We start from the raw sequence: 18,966 nt of genomic DNA, 5'->3' as shown, positions 1-18,966 counted from the left end.
TTCACGAAACACGTTTCCGCAAAACCTTTTAAACTTTTAAACCTCAATAAACTTTTAAACTTACTTCGTTACTGACGAATTCGTTTTCGCTTCTTCCGCTTTGATTTTATCCAATTCCGTTTGACATTCTGTAACTACATCTGGAAATTCTGTAAAATTGTCGATGATGCTTTGTAAAATTTCTGTGGCTTGGAAACTATCTTTTAATCCATAATAGTTTTTTGCCATTAAGACTAAACTTTTCGCACCGAAATATTTATAACCAGAATAAGTACTTGAATATTTTTCAACGGCTTTGTTTGACGCATCAAATTTTCCTTCTTTATTTTTAAAATACGCATCGTAATACAAGGCTTCAGCCGCTAATTCTCCTTTTGCGATTTTTTGTAATTTGGCGTATGCTTCTTTTGCTTTAGCATCGTTATTAGTTTTTATAGCTGAACGTGCGATAATAATTTGTGCATCACTTTTAATTTTATCATCCATTTTTGGATTTTTCAACACTTTATCAGCATAAATCTCAGAATTAGCAAAATCTTGTTTTTCGTAATAACACTTCATTAAATTAGCTTGTGCGAAAGTGGTATTTTGAGGAAATTCTGCAATCGCTTCTAATTGTTTTAATACAGAAATTGCTAAATCACAGTTTTTGTCTTTCAAATGAATTTCTGATAATCGAACTAAAGCTTGTTCTGTAAATTCGCTTCGGGCTTGACCAATTACATAATCGTAATGTGGAATCGCGTTTTTCTCTAATTTATCAGCAAAATATAATTGCGCTAGATAGAAATGCACTTTTAAAGCGTGTAATCCATTTGGAAATTGCCCCAAATAACTGTTAAAACCATCAACCGCTTTTTTCGGACTATTAGCTAAATATTGCTTTTCTGCCGATTCGTACATGTCGTTATCTAATTCAGCATCGGTTACTTCAACGAAAGAAAGCGTTTTTACCCAAGCAGCATATTCTGCAACATTTCCATTGGCTTTGTAAATACTTTTAGCAGTTTCAACAGCTTCTAAAGATTCTGGAGAATTTGGAAATTCAGCCACTACTTTTTTAAATTTTACAATCGCCGCATCATCTTTGTCTGTGTTGTAATAAATCAATCCTTGTTTTAAGATTGATTTGGCAACATACGCACTGTTTTTATTATTGTTGATTAAGTTATCGAATGTCGAAATCGCTTTATCATTCATTTCTTCAGCAGTATATGTATTTGCCAATTCATATAAAGCATCATCTAAATATTGTGACGTTTTATAAGTTGTAACAAACTTGTTTAAATCTTCAATTTTCTTATCATTTTTATTCACAAATCCGTAGCTCATCCCTTTTTGGAAAGCCGCATAATCGGCATCTACACATTTTAGTTCAATCGCTTTATTGTAGGCATCCATTGCTGGCCAATACTTTGACGAAATGTAATTACAATCTGCCAAACGCAAATACGCATCTGTCAATCGGTTTTTATCCTCTTTTGAATTCGTAATGTAAGTATTGAAATACGGAATGGCATTTTCGTATTCTTTAATTTTAAAATACGAATAAGCCAAGTTATAATTCACCGTTTTGTTTTCCGGAGTTTCACTTGCCGAAGCGTTATTTAAAAATTGTTTGTAGGTTAAAACCGCTTCTGAAAATTGATCTAAACTGTATTCACATTCCCCTTTCCAAAAAGTAGCTCTTGCTGTAATTTTAGAATCTTTATTCTCTGTTAATGATTTTTTAAATAACACATAAGCGTCTTGATATTTTCCATCCGTATAGACTTCCAAACCTCTATAAAAAGCCACTTTTTGATATGCGGCTTTGTTTTCTGGAGTTTTATTTTTTTCCAATAAAACCAATGCTTCGGTATAATTTTTTGAGGTGATGTACGAATTAATCAATAAACTTTTCAATTCTGAATTATTCAAATTCGCAGGATATTTATCCATAAACGTTTTCAGAATTTCTGGAGTTGAAACATATGGATTTCCAATTTCGTAGCTCAATTTCGTATAATTTAATGCCGCATCTTCTTGAATTTTAGTATCAAAAGTCATTTCAGAAGCCGTTTTGAAAGCGTTTAAAGCTTGTTGTTTTTTATCTGTATTCAAATAACTTTCTGCTAAATGATAATAAGCATTTTGCGCTACAAAATCGTTTCCTTCAATAATTTTATTGAATTGCGTAATGGCTTTTTCATACTCTTTTTGTTGATAAAAAGCGTAACCTAACTGATAATAATCTGTATTCGTCCATTTTCCGTTTTTACCTCTGTAAGCTTGTAAATAAGGTAAAGCTTTGTCGTATTTTTTTAAATTGAAATAACTTTCTCCGATAATTTTAGACAATTCACTTTTTTCTAAAGCTGAAGATTTTTTTAACTGTGGTTCTCCTAAATCTATAGCTTTTTGAAAATTTCCTAATTTGAAATTCATATCTGCCTGAAAGTAACCCATTTTTTCTTTGTACTTATCTTGGTCAGAAACTTGTCCGAAAAGTTCATTCGCTTCTTCGTATTTATCACCTTCGTAAGCCAAATACCCTAAATAATATTTAGCTTGGTTTCCGTATTCCTTAGAATTCGCAACTTTATTCAAATATTTTGAAGCGTCTTTATTATTTTTAGTGGAAAAACTCGCATAACCACGTTGAAAATTCGCTTTTTCAAAATCTGAAGCGGATAAATCTGGTTCGTGAATGTTTTCGTACCATTTTAACGATTGTGTGTAATTACCTTCCGCAAAATAAAATTGTGCCACTTCCAAATAAGCCGAATTTCTTTTCGTACTTGTCGGATGATTTTCTATAAAAGCTTCCATCAAAGCATCTGCTCCAGATTGATTGGTTTTTATCGCACAATTTGCAATGTAATAATCACAATCAGATAAAATTTCTTCTGAAATTGAAGTGCTTTTTACCTTATCAAATAAAATTTGAGAAGCTTGAAATTGATTCTCTTTGTATAATTGAACAGCTTTATTATAATCTTGATTTGAGTCTGTATAAACTGCAGATTGCTGAGCAACAGCTATTTGTGCAACAAAAATTAGAAGTAAGAATATTTTTGATAAAATTTTCATAGTTGAATACTTTTTAAAGTTCAAATATATCAAATCGATATGACTATAAACGTAAAAATTATCTTAAATATTGTAATTGAAACTAAAAATACATTTGCCACGAATTCGCAAATTATACTTTTCAATCAGAAATAAAATTTGTTCCTTTACGATGATAATTAGAATTAAATCGAATCGCAACTATAATAAATTCGATAATTCGTAGCTGAAATTTATTTTTTTATCATTGCACTTATTATTTAGTTCAATAATTTTGTTTAGCCGTGAAATGTTTATATTTTTACACATTAATTAAGTAATTATGAGCCAAACGATTTTATCACTAAAAAACGTTTCTATATATCAAGAAAACAATTTAATATTATCTGATATTAATTTAGAAGTTCAAAAAGGAGAATTTTTATATTTTATTGGAAAAACAGGTTCTGGTAAAAGTAGTATTATGAAAGTACTTTACGCCGATTTACCTTTAAAAGAAGGCGAAGGAACTATAGTTGATTACGATTTAAACACACTTAAAGAAAAAGATATTCCGTATTTAAGAAGAAAAATTGGAATCGTTTTTCAAGATTTTAAATTATTATCTGACAGAAATATTAAAGAAAATCTACTTTTTGTTTTAAAAGCTACAGGTTGGGTTGATGCTGTTGAAATGAACAATCAAATTCAAGAAGTTTTAGACCGAGTTGGAATGGGGAATTTCGCCAGCAAAATGCCACATCAACTTTCTGGTGGTGAACAACAACGTGTTGCTATTGCAAGAGCTTTATTGAATGATCCAGAATTAATTTTGGCAGATGAACCTTCAGGAAATTTAGATCCTCAAACGAGTATTGAAATTATGGAAGTTTTAAGAAAAATTAATGCCAACGGCAAAACTGTAATTATGGCAACTCATGATTATGCTTTGTTATTAAAATACCCATCAAAAACCTTAAAATTTGAAGATGGTAAAGTTTTTGAAGTTGTACAAAAATCAGTGTAACGTTTTTAACAAATGTTATACTAATAATACAAACTAACTAAAAACTAAAAATTATGAACGAAGCTATTAAGAAAAAAAGTAATCAAACTTCTATAAATTATGGAATTATTTTTGGACTAATATTAATTATCGAATTAATTATAGGTTATGTATTCAATATTGACGGTAGTAATGGTTTTTATGGAGTAATAATAAATGTTTTAAATTTTTTCTTATTACCATTTATATTCATTTATATTTCAGCTAATTATTTCAAAAACAAAATTAATGATGGCTTTATTAGTATTAGTGAGACATTAAAAACAGGAGTAATTGTAGGTGTTATAGCATCATTGACTTATGGAATTTTTTATTTTATTTTTGATTTAATTTTTCCTGAATTTAAAGAAGAACTTTTTGAAAAGACTTTGGAGATAAGTAAAGATAAATTTAAAAACATGAATTCTGAACAAGTTAAAATGTCTGTAGACATGATGAAAATGGCTTTGAAACCAATCTTTACTATTCCAGTTACAATATTAATGTATTCCTTTATTTCTATTATACATTCCCTAATAGTTGCAGCAATAATTAAAAAACCAAGGCCAATTTTCGAATAAAATTATGAATATATCACTAGTAATTCCCTTATTAAACGAACAAGAATCGTTACCCGAATTATCTAAATGGATTGAGAAAGTTATGACTAGTCATAACTTTTCTTATGAAGTATTGTTTATAGATGACGGTAGTACAGATGCATCTTGGCAAACTATTTTAGACTTACAAAAAGACAATTCCAACATCAAAGGAATTAAGTTTTTACGTAATTATGGTAAAAGTCAAGCCTTACACGCTGGTTTTGCAAAAGCCTTGGGAGATGTAGTAATTACTATGGATGCCGATTTACAGGATAGTCCAGATGAGATTCCAGACTTGTACGATTTAGTTCAAAATCAAGGTTTTGATTTGATTTCTGGATGGAAGAAAAAACGTTACGATTCTGTCGTTTTCAAAAATATTCCATCTAAATTATTCAATTGGGCAGCAAGAAGAATTTCTGGTGTAAAACTAAATGATTTCAATTGCGGATTAAAAGCCTACAAAAATGTAGTAATTAAAAACATAGAAGTTTCAGGTGAAATGCACCGTTACATTCCTGTTTTAGCCAAAAATGCAGGGTTTGCAAAAATTGGCGAAAAAGTTGTTATTCACCAAGCTAGAAAATACGGAACTTCAAAATTTGGTATCGACAGATTTGTTAACGGATTTTTAGATTTAATTACGATTTGGTTCATTTCAAAATTCGGAAAACGTCCTATGCATTTCTTCGGATTATTAGGAAGTTTAATGTTTTTCATTGGATTGGTTTTAGCCTTATATATGGGAATTGATAAATTATTTTTTCATACAACTGCCCGTTTAATTACCAACAGACCAGAATTTTATATCGCGTTAACCACGATGATTATTGGAACGCAATTGTTCTTAGCTGGATTCTTAGGCGAAATTATTTTACGTACCAAAAGCAACGAAGAACGCTACAAAATAGCGGAGACATTATAGTTTTAAGGTCACAATTTGTGACCTTAGAAATTGTGATATCACAAAATTTGATACCATAAGAATAAAATATTGAGATTAAAGAATAACTTAATTACACGCCAAAATGAACAATTTAGAGATTATTACGAATAAGATTCACATTATTCGTAATCAAAAAGTAATGTTAGATTATGATTTAGCTACACTTTATGAAGTGGAAACAAAAAGATTAAAAGAAGCAGTTAAAAGAAACATCGAAAGATTTCCCGAAGATTTTATGTTTGAATTAACTGAAAATGAATTAAAATCTTTAAGGTCGCAATTTGCGTCCTTAGACAATGGAAGAGGAAAACATACAAAATATTTGCCTTTCGCTTTCACAGAACAAGGAGTAGCTATGCTTTCAGGAGTTTTAAAATCAGAAAAAGCAATAAAAATAAATATTGCCATTATGCGAACTTTTGTGATTTTAAGAAATTCGCTTCTGAATTTAGAAGAAATAACTTCAAAAGTAAAAGAAATTGAAAACCAATTTCCTGAGATTTACAAGATTTTGAACTATTTAATGAACAAAGAAGATATAAAAACAGAACAAGAAGACCGAACTAAAATTGGTTATAAAAAATAAGATTATGCACATAGAAAAAAATATATTAGATCAAGTTAACGAATGGCTTACGCCTACTTTCGACCAAAATACACAAGAAGAAATAAAAAACTTAATGACTTCCGACCCAAAAGGTTTAGAAGATGCTTTTTATAAAAACTTGGAGTTTGGAACAGGTGGAATGCGTGGTGTTATGGGTGTTGGAACCAATCGTATCAACAAATACACATTGGGAAAAAATACACAAGGTTTATCTAATTATTTGAAAAAATGTTTTCCAAATGAAGATTTAAAAGTCGCTATTGCTTACGATTGTAGAAAAAACAGCGATACTTTAGCTAAAGTGGTGGCAGATATTTTTTCAGCAAATGGAATAAAAGTGTATTTGTTTTCAGAAATGCGACCAACTCCAGAGTTATCTTTCGCTTTAAAACATTTAAATTGTCATTCAGGAATTGTATTAACAGCTTCGCACAATCCACCAGAATACAACGGTTACAAAGTATATTGGCAAGATGGCGGACAAATTGTGCCACCTCAAGATGGTGAAATTATTGCAGAAATAGAAGTATTAAAATATAGCGATATTAAATTCTCAGCCAACGAAGACTTAATTGAATACATTGATACTGAAATTGACGAAGCATTTGTAAATTCAACTATAGAAAATGCAAGTTTCAATACACCAAAAGCAGCCAAAGAAAACTTAAATATTGTTTTTACACCTTTACACGGAACTTCTGTAAAATCAATTCCTGCTGTTTTAGCAAAAGCAGGTTATACGAATGTGAATATCGTAAAAGAACAAGAAATTCCTGATGGAAATTTCCCAACTGTAAAATCACCAAATCCCGAAGAACCAGAAGCGTTAACAATGGCATTAGCTTTAGCAGATAAAGTAAATGCAGATATTGTTATAGGAACAGACCCAGATTCAGACCGATTAGGTGTAGCAGTTAGAGATAATAACGGAAAAATGATGTTGTTAAATGGTAACCAAACTATGGTAGTCATGACAGCCTTTTTATTAGAACAATGGAAACGTGCCGACAAAATCACAGGTACAGAATTTATTGGTTCTACAATTGTTTCTACTCCAATGATGCTAGATCTAGCAAGTGCTTACGGAATTGAATGTAAAGTAGGATTAACAGGTTTTAAATGGATTGCAAAATTTATTAAAGACTTCCCAAATCAGAAATTTATTGGCGGTGGAGAAGAAAGTTTCGGATTTATGGTTGGTGATGCCGTAAGAGATAAAGATGCAGTTGCAGCCTGTTTATTAGTTTGCGAAATTGCTGCTCAAGCAAAAGCCTCTGGAAGTAGCTTATATAAAGAACTGATTAACTTATATTTAGATTTCTCTTTTTATAAAGAACATTTAATATCTTTAACTAAAAAAGGAAAAGAAGGCTTGGCAGAAATCAATCAAATGATGGTAGATTTACGCGACAATCCTATGGAAAGTATTAACGGACAACGTGTAGTTTGTATTGAAGATTATCAAAGTACAACGGCTCGCGATTTAATAAACAATGAAACGTTTGATTTAGACATTCCAAAATCGAATGTGTTGATTTATTATTTAGAAGATGGCACAAAAATTTGCGCCAGACCAAGTGGAACGGAACCAAAAATTAAATTCTACTTTAGTGTCAACGCTATTTTAGAAGATGCTAATGATTTTGAAGAAGCAAATCAGTATTTAGATACAAAAATTCAGAACATAATCACTGAAATGAAATTAAACTAATGGACCAGAATTTAAAAAAAATAATTCCTTTTGCATTAAAATACAAGAAAAACGCCATATTAAACGTTGTTTTTAATGTTTTTTATGCTTTTTTCTCAACTGTTTTAATGGTATCAATGATACCGACTTTAGATGTTTTATTTAAACAAACTGAAGACATAATTAAAAAACCTGAATATACAGGAATAGCAGATATTAGCAAATTTGGACAAGAATATTTAGCCTTTTACATTACAAAATTAAACGATGACTTTGGAGCACAATATGCTTTAATGTTAGTAGTTGGAATTGTAATTGTAACAGCACTTTTAAAAAACATATTCAATTACTTGGCTTCTTTTCAAATTACAATACTTAGAAATGGCGTTTTAAGAGATTTGCGTGAAAAATTATATTCAAAAATTATCCATTTACCTATCTCCTATTATTCTGATCAAAGAAAAGGTGATGTAATGACAAAAATGTTGGGTGATGTGGGAGAAGTTCAAAATTCCTTTTTTCAAATTTTAGAATTAGTCGTGAGAGAACCTTTAACAATTCTTTTTTCAATATTCGCAATGTTAGCTATAAGTGTAAAATTGACATTATTTGTTTTTGCGTTTATTCCAGTTTCTGGATTTATTATATCTAGAATTGGGAAAAACTTAAAGTCTAAATCTGTTAGAGCACAAAACGAACAAGGAATATTTATCTCAACCTTAGACGAAACCTTAACAGGATTAAAAGTAGTGAAGAGTTATAATGCTGAAAGTTCATTTATTAATAAATTCAATGAATCTTTAGAAAGACTATTAAAATTAACAACTAGTATTGCGAATAAAAACAACTTAGCTTCTCCAATGAGTGAGTTTTTAGGAATTGTAACAATTGCAGTTTTACTTTGGTTTGGTGGAATTATGGTTTTAGAAGAAGAATCACTCAAAGGAACTCAGTTTATAGCATATATTGGTTTAGCTTATACCATCTTAACTCCGGCAAAAGCTATATCTAAAGCATCTTATCAAGTGAAAAGTGGTTTGGCTGCAGCTGAAAGAGTCTTTACTTTATTAGAGCAAGAAAATGTAGTCGTTAATAAACCAAATGCTTTTGTAAAACATACTTTCGATAAAGGAATTTCTGTAAAAAACATCAATTTTGCGTATCAAGATGAAAATGTATTAAAAAACTTTTCTTTTGAAGTTGAAAAAGGTAAAACGATTGCTTTAGTTGGTCAATCGGGTTCTGGAAAAAGTACGATTGCCAATTTATTAACGCGTTTTTACGACATCAATAACGGTTCAATTGAAGTAGATGGTGTAGAAGTTAGAGATTGGGACATGCATGCATTACGTGGCTTAATTGGTTTGGTAACACAAGATTCTATCTTATTTAACGAATCGATAAAAAACAATTTACTGATTGGTAAACCAGATGCTAGCGATGAAGAAATTATCGAAGCTTTAAAAATTGCCAATGCTTATGAGTTTGTGTCAACACTTCCAAACGGAATTAATACAAATATTGGTGATGCAGGTGGAAAATTATCTGGTGGACAAAAACAACGTTTATCTATTGCCAGAGCAGTATTGAAAAATCCACCAATTATGATTTTAGATGAAGCGACTTCTGCATTAGATACCGAAAGTGAAAAATTGGTTCAAGATGCTTTAGAAAAAATGATGCAAAACCGAACTTCTATAGTAATTGCGCACCGTTTATCTACGATTCAAAAAGCAGATAATATTATTGTAATGCAAAAAGGTGAAATTGTAGAACAAGGTAAACATGCCGAATTGATTGCTAAAAATGGAACGTATGCGAGATTAGTTGCGCTACAATCTTTGGAGTAATAATTTAGACAAGTTAGATTGTTAGAGAGTTAGATCTTTAGAATTTTTAAGTGATTTAAAGTTCTAACAATCCAAGAAGTCTAAAATCTATGAAATCTGATAATGTATAAAAAAAACGACAATATTAAGTTACCTGAAGATCCAGACACCATTGTTTGGAAATACTTAGACTTGTCGAAATTTTTAGATTTATTGATGTCACGAAAACTATTTATGTCGCGTTCTGATAAGTTTGAAGACCAATACGAAGGCACCTTTTCAGAACCTACTTATGAAGAAATCAAAAAACTTTCTGAAAACAATCCCGAATTTTTACAATATTACAAATCGCATCGTGAAAAAGTAGTAGTCAGTAGTTGGCACATTAACGAATACGAATCCTTTGCGATGTGGCAAATATTTACACAAAACAATGAAGGTTTAGCTATTCAATCTACAATTGGAAGATTGCAAAAAGCGTTAAAGCCAGAAATCAATTACAGCCAATTTATTGGAGAAGTGAATTATATCGACTACAAAAAAGAATACATTCCGTTTGACGATATGTTTTTCCCATTTATGTTTAAACGAAAAAGTTTTCAATATGAAAGAGAAGTCAGAATAATCTCCGATTTATCAGAAAACAACATTAAAATCAATGATGGATTAAAAATTGATATCGATGTGAATCAATTAATTGAGAAAATATACATCCATCCAAAGTCGGAAAACTGGTATAAAAAGCTGGTAATTGAACTGGTTTCGAAATTAGATTATACAATTGAAATTGAAAAATCGGATTTGGAAAGTGATATTTTAATTTAGCTTTACCGCAAAGACGCGAAGTTTTTCGCAAAACTCGCTATGTTTATTATAAATACAATCTCACATAAACAAAAAACCTATGTGACTATGTGTTTAGAAAATTACAAAGGGAAATACTCCGAAACCTTACTATCTTTTAAGTTTAAGAAATGATAATGAATTTTGTCTTTGTTATCAAATTCACCATTTTTGTTGGCATCTTCAATAGTTCTGAAGAAAATTTTATTGGTAGATTCAATATGTTTCCAATCTACTAACTCTTGTAAATCTGTAGAGATTTTTGTGAAATTTTTTCCTAATTCCGTACTTGTATATAACGATTTAATATCATTGGAATCAATAACTCCATCTTGATTCGTATCGGCATCAGCCAAAATATAAACCAACATTTTATTGCTCTTTATAAACGAAACACGTTCAATAAGCATCACTTTATCAGTTAAAACATGTAAGGAATCTGAACCAACTGCTTGAAATTTTAAATTCTGTAAATATCCAGTAATTTCATTTTCCATAGAATTAGAAACATTAAATCCGGCTACACCTTCATACGAAGTGGATTCATAACTTCCTTTTTTGTTGATATCACCAAGTGTTAAATTCCCAATAGTATAAACTAACGCACTAGAACCTTCAAATTGAATAGGCAAATCAGCAACTTCTAACTTTGTGGTATCTTTTTGCGGCGATTTTGCTTCTTTTTCCGTGTACTTCACCTTCGGTTTGGCTTTTTCTTCTTGACAAGAAAAAAGCAACACACTTGAAGCAATAATGATATATATATAATTTTTCATAAGTTCGGGTTTGAGTATCAAATATACTAAATTCTAAATCATTTATTTTTAAAGAAGATTTTATTTTTTCGCCACAGATTTATAAGATTAATAAATCCGTTGAATCTGTCAAATCAGTGTTCCTAATATTAAATCCTCATGCTCAATTTCAAATTAAACGTTCTTGTCGTTAAATAGTTTGGCACTCCGTATTGTGTTTTCGTATATACATCACGCACCCAAGTATTCGTAATTGAATTCTGATTGTTAAACATATTATAGATTTCAAAACCTAAACTAAATTCTGAAAAATTATTCAACCATTTTCTGTGAGCACCTAATTTTGCATCTTTAAAAACATACGAAAAACCAGCATCCGCTCTACGGTAATCGTTCAAACGCATTTGGTAAGCATAAGCATCTGCATAAGCTGGTGAGCCACCTGGTAAACCTGTGTTGTAAACCAAATTCAAATACATTTTTAAACTTGGAATGTTTGGCATGTAATCTTGAAACAAAATCGCAAACTTTAATCTTTGGTCTGTTGGACGCGCGATATTTCCTCTTCCATTCTGATTTTCTTCTGTTTTTAAGTATCCAAAAGTAAACCAAGATTCTACTCCAGGTACAAATTCTCCATTTAAACGACCATCAATTCCGTATACATAAGCCGTTGCATCATTGTTTGCACGGTATCTAATTCTAACATTATCAATCGTATATGTGTTTACATCGTTTATTGTTTTGTAATAGGCTTCACTCACTAACTTAAAAGGTCTTTGCCACATTTTAAAACTGTAATCGTGACCCAACACAAAGTGAATTGATTTTTGATCTTTTACGTTTGGATTTACACTTCCATCATTTCCACGTAATTCTCTATAAAATGGTGGTTGATTGTATACTCCGACTGAAAAACGAAAAATCATTTCTTTTTGCCACAATGGTTTTAAAATAAATTGTGCTCTTGGAGAAAAAGTAAACTGATTGTCGCCAGTAATGCCATTATTAGAAACCATCCAACTTTGTCCACGAACACCAGCATTTACATAATACGTATGCTCGCCCATTTTTCCTTCGTGATTCCAATTTAAATAAGCATTGAAACGATTAATTGTAGTATTGTTTTTCGCTCGAACATTTTGGTAAGGCGCTAACGGTCCGTAATACGGATTATAAGGTTGATCGTTTACATAATCCAATAAAGGATTTGGCAATGAAAACCCAGCAGAATCAACAACTTCCCATTCTACTAATCTATCTCTAATGTTTTCGAAATTGTGCTTGAAACTCCACTCAATTGCATTATCATCATTTAATTTATGATTTCCTTTAATTTCATTTGTTACGATTAAGGCATCTAAATTATTTCGAGCATGATTTAATTGCGAACCAATTCCGCGAGAAAAAACAACATCTCCGAACGTTTCCGAACCAATATTCGCATCTACTTCACCCAAACGATATTGGGCTAATATGTCGTAATATTCTTGTTCTACGGTATGATAAGCAGAAGAAATATATTTGTATTTATTGTTTTTATTGGGTTCGTAAACAGATTTAATCGCACCGAAAACGGTAGTGTATTTATCTTTTTCTTGTCCTTCATATTGAATTAACAAAGCAATTGGTTCGCTAATTGTACCGAAATTGGTTTGACGAGAAATTGGTGTATAATTGTAATTGTTTTGAGCAATATTTCCTAAGAAACTAAAATTCCATTTGATGTTTAAATTAAAATTAAACAACGATTGTATGTCTAAAAATGAAGGTCTGAAATTGGTTTCCGTTTCCTGACTTTTTACTAAAAGTGAGTTGTTTCTATATCTTACACCTGTAATATTACTCCATTTTTGATTTTTAGAAACACCTTCTGCAAAAATACTTCCACCTAACAAACTCGCTTCTAAACCAGCATGAAATGATTTCGGATTTCTGTAAGCAATATCTAAAACAGAAGATAATTTATCACCATATTTTGCTTGAAATCCACCGGCATAAAAGTCGATATTTTGTACTAAATCGGTATTCGTAAAACTCAAACCTTCTTGTTGTCCAGAGCGAATTAAAAACGGTCGATACACTTCAATTTCATTCACATACACTAAGTTTTCATCGTAATTTCCACCACGAACGGCATACGAAGTACTCAATTCGTTATTAGAATAAACACCTGGTAAGGTTTTAATTAAATTTTCGACACCTGCATTTCCTCCAGGAATTCTTCTCAACAAAACTGGTGAAACAGCCGTTGCGCCGTTAATTTTTCTGTTTTTACCTGTGATTACAACAGTTTCAATTACTTCATTAATTGTGCTTAAAATCGGGTTCCATTCGAAATCTTCATTCGATTTTAAATTGACTTTATATGTCGATTTTTTGAAGTTATTTTGAGAATATGTAATAGTAACTTCAGAATTGGCATCAATTTCTAAAATATAAAAACCATTTATATTCGTAACCGTGTTTGAAGTGGGAGAACTTACCGAAACATTTTCAATAGGTTGGTTATTTTCATCTAAAACAACTCCTTTAATTCTTGCTTTTTGTGCGAACGAGAAAGAAGTAATTAAAACAAAAAATAAAATAAATCGAATTGACTTTATGTTCAAAATCATAAATTAATATATAAAATTGGATGAAAATGTGGCTGTATTGTCTAATTTATCTGTAACCACAATTTTAATATCGTTTTTTCCTGAAATCACTTTTCCATCTTTTAAATTATGAACCAATTTTTTCGTTTTATAATCGTATTCCATTAAAATCCATTCCCCATTTAAATACGCATTATACGTATCAATTCCGGAAACTGCATCACTGATAGATATACTTAACGTAGTTAATTTAGAAATATTGCTGCCTTCAATGAAGTTTGGATTGTAAATTCGTGGTGCCACATTATCAAATCCGACTTTATACTTCCCGAAAGCTTTTACTTTTGAAGAAACTTTACTACCTTTTCTGAAAGACGAATTATAGTCTAATTTCAAACCTAAAATGGTTCCAACAAAAGCCTTTTTCTGTTCTTCTTCAGATAAATGCGACATATCTAAAGTTACGGTTAATCCGTTTTGAATGGCTTCGTAATTGTTTTCAATATCTAAAACGCCATCTTTTTCACTAATATTTAAAGAAGCATTTTCATATAAGGCATTTACAGGAATATAAACCGCTGTTTTTTCGAATTCGAAATTATAATCGGATTTTGTTTTTATAGAATAATTTCCTTTTGAAGTTACTGAAGTAGGATTTACTTCTTTTTCATAAGAAATAGGCACATTTACAATGGTTTTATTTCCGTGAAAATCGAAAACTTCAATTTTATAAGTATAAGCTACATTCGGCTTAATATCTAAAAATCCATTTTTTGTATTACCGCTGACTAAAGATAAAGGATAACTTTCCTTAATAAATAATTTCTGGAAACGTTGTTTTAGTTTTTTATATCGATTAAAATCTATAAAATAATTGATGTTCTTCGATTCGTCAAAAGCAAAAGAATCAAATTCATATTTAAAATTTGGAGAACCATTTATATAAGTTGCGACTTTATAAATTCCGTTTTTATTGTAATTATTGGTTGATAAATCATACGAATTAAGGGCAAAACCTATTTTCCCACTGGCATAAACTTTTGAAGCTAAAAAAGAACCATCCACTTGTTTTTGTAAGGATAAACTAACTGGAATTCTACTTTTATTTACCGAAGTAGAATCGTTTACAGGATATACCATAAGACTTGAAATCACAGGATTCATTTCGTCTTTAATTAATTTACTCAGTCCAAACGCCATCGGATTGATGATTTTTTCAGTAGCCGTATCTCTAAATTCAAAATGCAAATGGGGTCCACCACTTCCTCCTGAATTTCCTGACAAAGCAATAATTTCTGATTGTGTAACTTTTAAAGTACTTGGATATAATTCAACTTCAAAACTTTTTTGTTTGTATTGTTGTTCTTTTACGTAAGCTTCAATTTTATCACTAAATTTTTGAAGATGTCCGTAAACTGTAGTATACCCATTTGGATGTGCAATGTATAACGCTTTTCCATATCCAAATGCAGAAACTTTTATTCTGATAATGATTCCATCTGCGGCTGCATAAACAGGTAAACCTTCCACGTTATTTGTTCGAATGTCTAATCCGGAATGGAAATGATTCGGGCGGAGTTCGCCAAAGGTTCCTGATAAATTTATTGGAATATCTAAGGGTGATCGGAAATAATCTTTTGGATATTGAGCAAAAATTACTTGACTGGCTAATACTAATAAAATGGCTATCGACTTTTTCATTGTGGTTTTAGATTTGTGCTAAAATACTAAATTCAAATACAATGACAAAAACAAAATTCAAAAATCAGGTACAAAAATCAATTTCAACATTAATAAAAAAAATGGAACAACGAATTTTGAAAAACAAATTTTGAATTCTGAAAGGAAAACAAACATAACAAACAACTAATTATCATAGTGTTAGAAATCATTAACAAGTCGTTATCATATCGTTATCATCACTACTTTCGGCTTTGGCACAGCAATTGAAAACACCTAATTAACGAAAACAATTCGTAAAATGTTTAACAATTAAAACTTAGAAATCATGAGAAAAATTACATTTTTAGTTGCCAGTTTCATATTAATGTTAAACGCAACTTTTGCACAAGAAATAAAAACTGACCGACGTGGAAACGGAAATGGACATTCAAACGAAAACGGTCACCATAACGGACATAACAATTATTATGCTATCGATTATAGAGATGCTGAACCAATAGAATTTAGAGAAAGAGGCATTTCATTTTACGTTTTTCCGAATGGAGATTTCGATTTCAACACTGGAAACAGTAGCTATATTGCAAGACGTGGTGGTGTTCCAACTACAAACATAGAAGAAAGAGGTGTTAGAGGAATTAAAATTGAGCACGACAACTATGGAAGAGTTAGACGTATTGGTAATGTTTTTGTCAACTACGACTACTACGGAAGAGTAAGAAGAATTGGTAGTGTTTATATGACTTACAATAGTTTTGCCTTAACAAGAATTGGTGGAATGAGATTATTTTACAACTACCATGGAGAAATAGTTGGCGTTACAGGTTTTGTAAACGGAATGAATTACGGTTACCAATACAACCCTTGCCCAGCTGGTTATAGCGGAGGTAATTATGACGATGATGATTATGGAGATGATGAAGATGGTGATTTTTACTACTACAAAAAAGATGGTAGCAAAGAAAAAATGAGAAAAGAAGACATCGATGGTGTTAAAAAAGATGCTGTGGAGAGAAAAGGATAGTTTATAGTTGGTTGATTGATTGAAGAATCCCGTAACGTGAAAGCGAAGCGGGATTTTTTTTTGTTGGGTACGCAAAAAAGGCGGATTTTTTGTTTGCTTTTTTTTGTGAAAAGATTTGCACGCAGATTGAAAGGATCAAAAGGATTTTATTTTTCTGAATTTGGAAAACAATCTAAAGCAAACTTCTGAATTCTTGAATACATATTTTCATTGCAATTTTTACAATTTGATTGCATTGTTTTTATCAGATTTTTTCTAATGATTGCTGGGTTTTTAATAACATCATCTTCATAAATCCCACTATATAAAATGGAATTATACCATTCTGAATATTTTTCTCCAAAAGGATCAATATCCATATATTCAAAAAACTCATTTGGAAATTTTTCGGCGTATCTTCTAGCTGGATAACCTGTATATTCTCCTAATGCACCATCTTGAATTTGAATTGTTTTATTTAAAATCCATCTGTAAAAAGGCCTTAAATTAATATCATCTGAAACAACTAATTGTAATAATTTTGCAGTTTCTTCATTATCTTTTGGTCTGAATTTTCCGAAATAAAATGCAATTGCCGTTTTATCACAATTAGGATTATCAACATAAAATCTTACGGGTTTATTCCAAATAGAATCTTTATCTATATCATGAGTTAATTCAAAGTTTTCTTGCCAATCAATATCTGATCTAAAAATAACAGTATCCTTTTTTGGTTCGATAATTTTAACTGATTTACTTTCTATAGTTTCAGTCTTAATGATATTATCTTCATTTGATTGTTGAATATGTTTACACGAAAAAATAAAACTCAAAAAAACAAAACAGAAGAATTTATTCATAACATTCTATTTAAAAAACTTTTCTATTACGTTTCTAATTACAAAATTAATATCGCTAGATACTTTAAAATAATAATGTAAAGACAAGTATAAAACTGAAATGATAACTGACTTTAATCCCATATTTACAATCGGATGAAAAGGAAATTCCCAAAAATAAAACCCTAAAAATAAAACTAATGCAATTATAAATGAAACGATAGTGTTTTTCGTAAACGGAAATAATTTCATTTTAAAAACTACAAATAATAATTTAGCTAAACTGTACATTCCAATTGCGATTAAAGTAGCTAAAGCCGCGCCATCAATGCCATATTTTGGTATGAAAATCAAATTTAATCCAACGATGACAAATACTAATAAAACACCTAAAACTAATACCGCTTTATAATATTTAGAATTAAAAATGATGGAATTATTATTCCCTAAAATCACATCAAAATATTTAGATAATCCGATAGTAAAAACCACAAATAAGCCTTGATCATAACCTTCATCTGGCAAAAGTGCATATAATTGCTTAATGTTTACTAAAATTCCAATGTAAATTAAACCACCAATGACTTGAAGTGTTACAGAAGATTTTTTATACAATTCATTTAATTCTTTCCATTTATTTTCACTCATCAATTTAGCTGTAATTGGATACGTAATTTGATGCATCGCACGTTGTGGAACGGAAATAACCATTGCCAAATAAACCGCTAAAGAATAAAATGCAATGTTTTCAATTTTTAAGAATTGATTAATCATGTATTTATCAATATCTAACAACATATTTGCTACACTTGCTGATAAAATAATGAAAATGGTAAATACGAAAATAGATTTTGTGTTCTTAGGGAATTTCTTATTCAGCTGAATAGGTTTGACTTTATTCGCATAATAAATAATAACCAACAAACTAATCCCGTAAACTATAACCAACGAATGAATAAATTGTGGTAACGTTATGAATTTAAAATAAACGGCAAACAGGGAAATGGTGACTAAAATTCGAACAAAAACTTCTTTGACAAACGAACCAAAAACGGATTTCATGTGTGCACGCAACCAAGCATAAAAAATTTCAAAATACCCAATAAACAATGCGATTAGTGGAATTTCCCAAACAAAATCGTAAACAATACTATTTTTTACCGATTCATACAAAGCTATATTTTCATAAAAAGCATAAAACAAAGCGAAAAACGGTATAATTATAAGCAACGGTAACAAAAGCATATAACTAAAATAACTACTTAAATCTTCTTCCGTTTTATTGTTCTCGTTAAAAAATTTAATTAAAGTATTCTGAATTCCGAAAGATAAAATCGGATATAAAATATTAGCTGCAGATAAAACATAATTGGTTAAACCCAAGTAATCTTTACCCAAAAAAACTGGATACATATACAAAACATTAATCGCACCAATTGCAAAACCAATAAAAGTTACAATGGTGTTTTTAATAGATTGTTTGATTACGATGCCCATTTT

At 30.3% G+C, this 18,966-nt stretch carries 14 protein-coding genes; 8 read left to right on the top strand and 6 right to left on the bottom strand.

The genetic code is table 11. The features are described 5' to 3' along the window. Window positions 1-60 precede the first annotated feature (60 nt). The gene (locus UEQ13_RS01975; protein ID WP_329804678.1) at window positions 61-3,072 is read right to left on the bottom strand and encodes a tetratricopeptide repeat protein; all 3,012 of its coding nucleotides are present in this window, start codon (window positions 3,070-3,072) and stop codon (window positions 61-63) included. Between the two features lie 301 nt (window positions 3,073-3,373). Here UEQ13_RS01975 and UEQ13_RS01970 point away from each other — a divergent pair, with 301 nt between their 5' ends. The 7 genes from UEQ13_RS01970 to UEQ13_RS01940 all read left to right on the top strand — a co-directional run bounded on the left by UEQ13_RS01970 (window position 3,374) and on the right by UEQ13_RS01940 (window position 10,574). Further along, a complete protein-coding gene (locus UEQ13_RS01970; RefSeq protein WP_329804676.1) occupies window positions 3,374-4,057 on the top strand; it encodes a cell division ATP-binding protein FtsE in 684 nt (227 codons plus the stop codon). Between the two features lie 53 nt (window positions 4,058-4,110). Further along, on the top strand, window positions 4,111-4,656 hold the full coding sequence (locus UEQ13_RS01965) for a DUF4199 domain-containing protein (RefSeq protein ID WP_329804675.1): 546 nt from the start codon (window positions 4,111-4,113) through the stop codon (window positions 4,654-4,656). 4 nt (window positions 4,657-4,660) lie between these two features. Beyond that, window positions 4,661-5,602: a glycosyltransferase family 2 protein gene (locus tag UEQ13_RS01960; RefSeq protein WP_329804674.1), complete on the top strand. Its 942-nt coding sequence runs from the start codon at window positions 4,661-4,663 to the stop codon at window positions 5,600-5,602. Window positions 5,603-5,705: 103 nt separating this feature from the next. Further along, window positions 5,706-6,209, top strand: coding sequence for an ORF6N domain-containing protein (locus UEQ13_RS01955; RefSeq protein WP_329804673.1), 504 nt, complete (start codon window positions 5,706-5,708; stop codon window positions 6,207-6,209). 4 nt (window positions 6,210-6,213) lie between these two features. Further along, entirely contained in the window at window positions 6,214-7,941 is a 1,728-nt protein-coding gene (locus UEQ13_RS01950) for a phospho-sugar mutase (protein ID WP_329804672.1), read from the top strand. Continuing rightward, window positions 7,941-9,770 (top strand): ABC transporter ATP-binding protein, encoded by a 1,830-nt coding sequence (locus UEQ13_RS01945; RefSeq protein ID WP_329804671.1) that lies wholly within the window; start codon window positions 7,941-7,943, stop codon window positions 9,768-9,770. The genes UEQ13_RS01950 and UEQ13_RS01945 overlap by 1 nt, the downstream gene beginning before the upstream one ends. Window positions 9,771-9,872: 102 nt before the next feature. Then, window positions 9,873-10,574: a hypothetical protein gene (locus UEQ13_RS01940; protein WP_329804670.1), complete on the top strand. Its 702-nt coding sequence runs from the start codon at window positions 9,873-9,875 to the stop codon at window positions 10,572-10,574. Window positions 10,575-10,675: 101 nt separating this feature from the next. On the opposite strand, the gene UEQ13_RS01935 is transcribed toward UEQ13_RS01940, so the two are convergent. The 3 genes from UEQ13_RS01935 to UEQ13_RS01925 form a co-directional block, all read right to left on the bottom strand. Then, window positions 10,676-11,368, bottom strand: a complete 693-nt coding sequence (locus UEQ13_RS01935; protein ID WP_329804669.1) for a hypothetical protein — start codon at window positions 11,366-11,368, stop codon at window positions 10,676-10,678. Window positions 11,369-11,496: 128 nt separating this feature from the next. Further along, window positions 11,497-13,965: a TonB-dependent receptor gene (locus UEQ13_RS01930; protein WP_407934644.1), complete on the bottom strand. Its 2,469-nt coding sequence runs from the start codon at window positions 13,963-13,965 to the stop codon at window positions 11,497-11,499. Between the two features lie 3 nt (window positions 13,966-13,968). After that, a complete protein-coding gene (locus UEQ13_RS01925) occupies window positions 13,969-15,645 on the bottom strand; it encodes a M23 family metallopeptidase (RefSeq protein WP_329804667.1) in 1,677 nt (558 codons plus the stop codon). A 307-nt stretch (window positions 15,646-15,952) separates the two neighbouring features. Between UEQ13_RS01925 and UEQ13_RS01920 the strand changes: the two genes are divergently transcribed. Continuing rightward, entirely contained in the window at window positions 15,953-16,648 is a 696-nt protein-coding gene (locus UEQ13_RS01920) for a hypothetical protein (RefSeq protein WP_329804666.1), read from the top strand. Between the two features lie 146 nt (window positions 16,649-16,794). Here the strand turns inward: UEQ13_RS01920 and UEQ13_RS01915 are convergent, their stop codons facing one another. Both UEQ13_RS01915 and UEQ13_RS01910 read right to left on the bottom strand, forming a co-directional pair. Further along, window positions 16,795-17,487 (bottom strand): hypothetical protein, encoded by a 693-nt coding sequence (locus UEQ13_RS01915; protein ID WP_329804665.1) that lies wholly within the window; start codon window positions 17,485-17,487, stop codon window positions 16,795-16,797. Between the two features lie 6 nt (window positions 17,488-17,493). Next, window positions 17,494-18,963 (bottom strand): oligosaccharide flippase family protein, encoded by a 1,470-nt coding sequence (locus UEQ13_RS01910; RefSeq protein WP_329804664.1) that lies wholly within the window; start codon window positions 18,961-18,963, stop codon window positions 17,494-17,496. Window positions 18,964-18,966 lie beyond the last annotated feature (3 nt).

The organism is Flavobacterium facile, from assembly GCF_036321945.1.
GTDB classification, from domain to species: Bacteria; Bacteroidota; Bacteroidia; order Flavobacteriales; family Flavobacteriaceae; genus Flavobacterium; species Flavobacterium facile.
The sequence above is the reverse complement of the archived record's forward strand: the minus strand, read 5'-3'. Positions and strand labels throughout refer to the sequence as shown.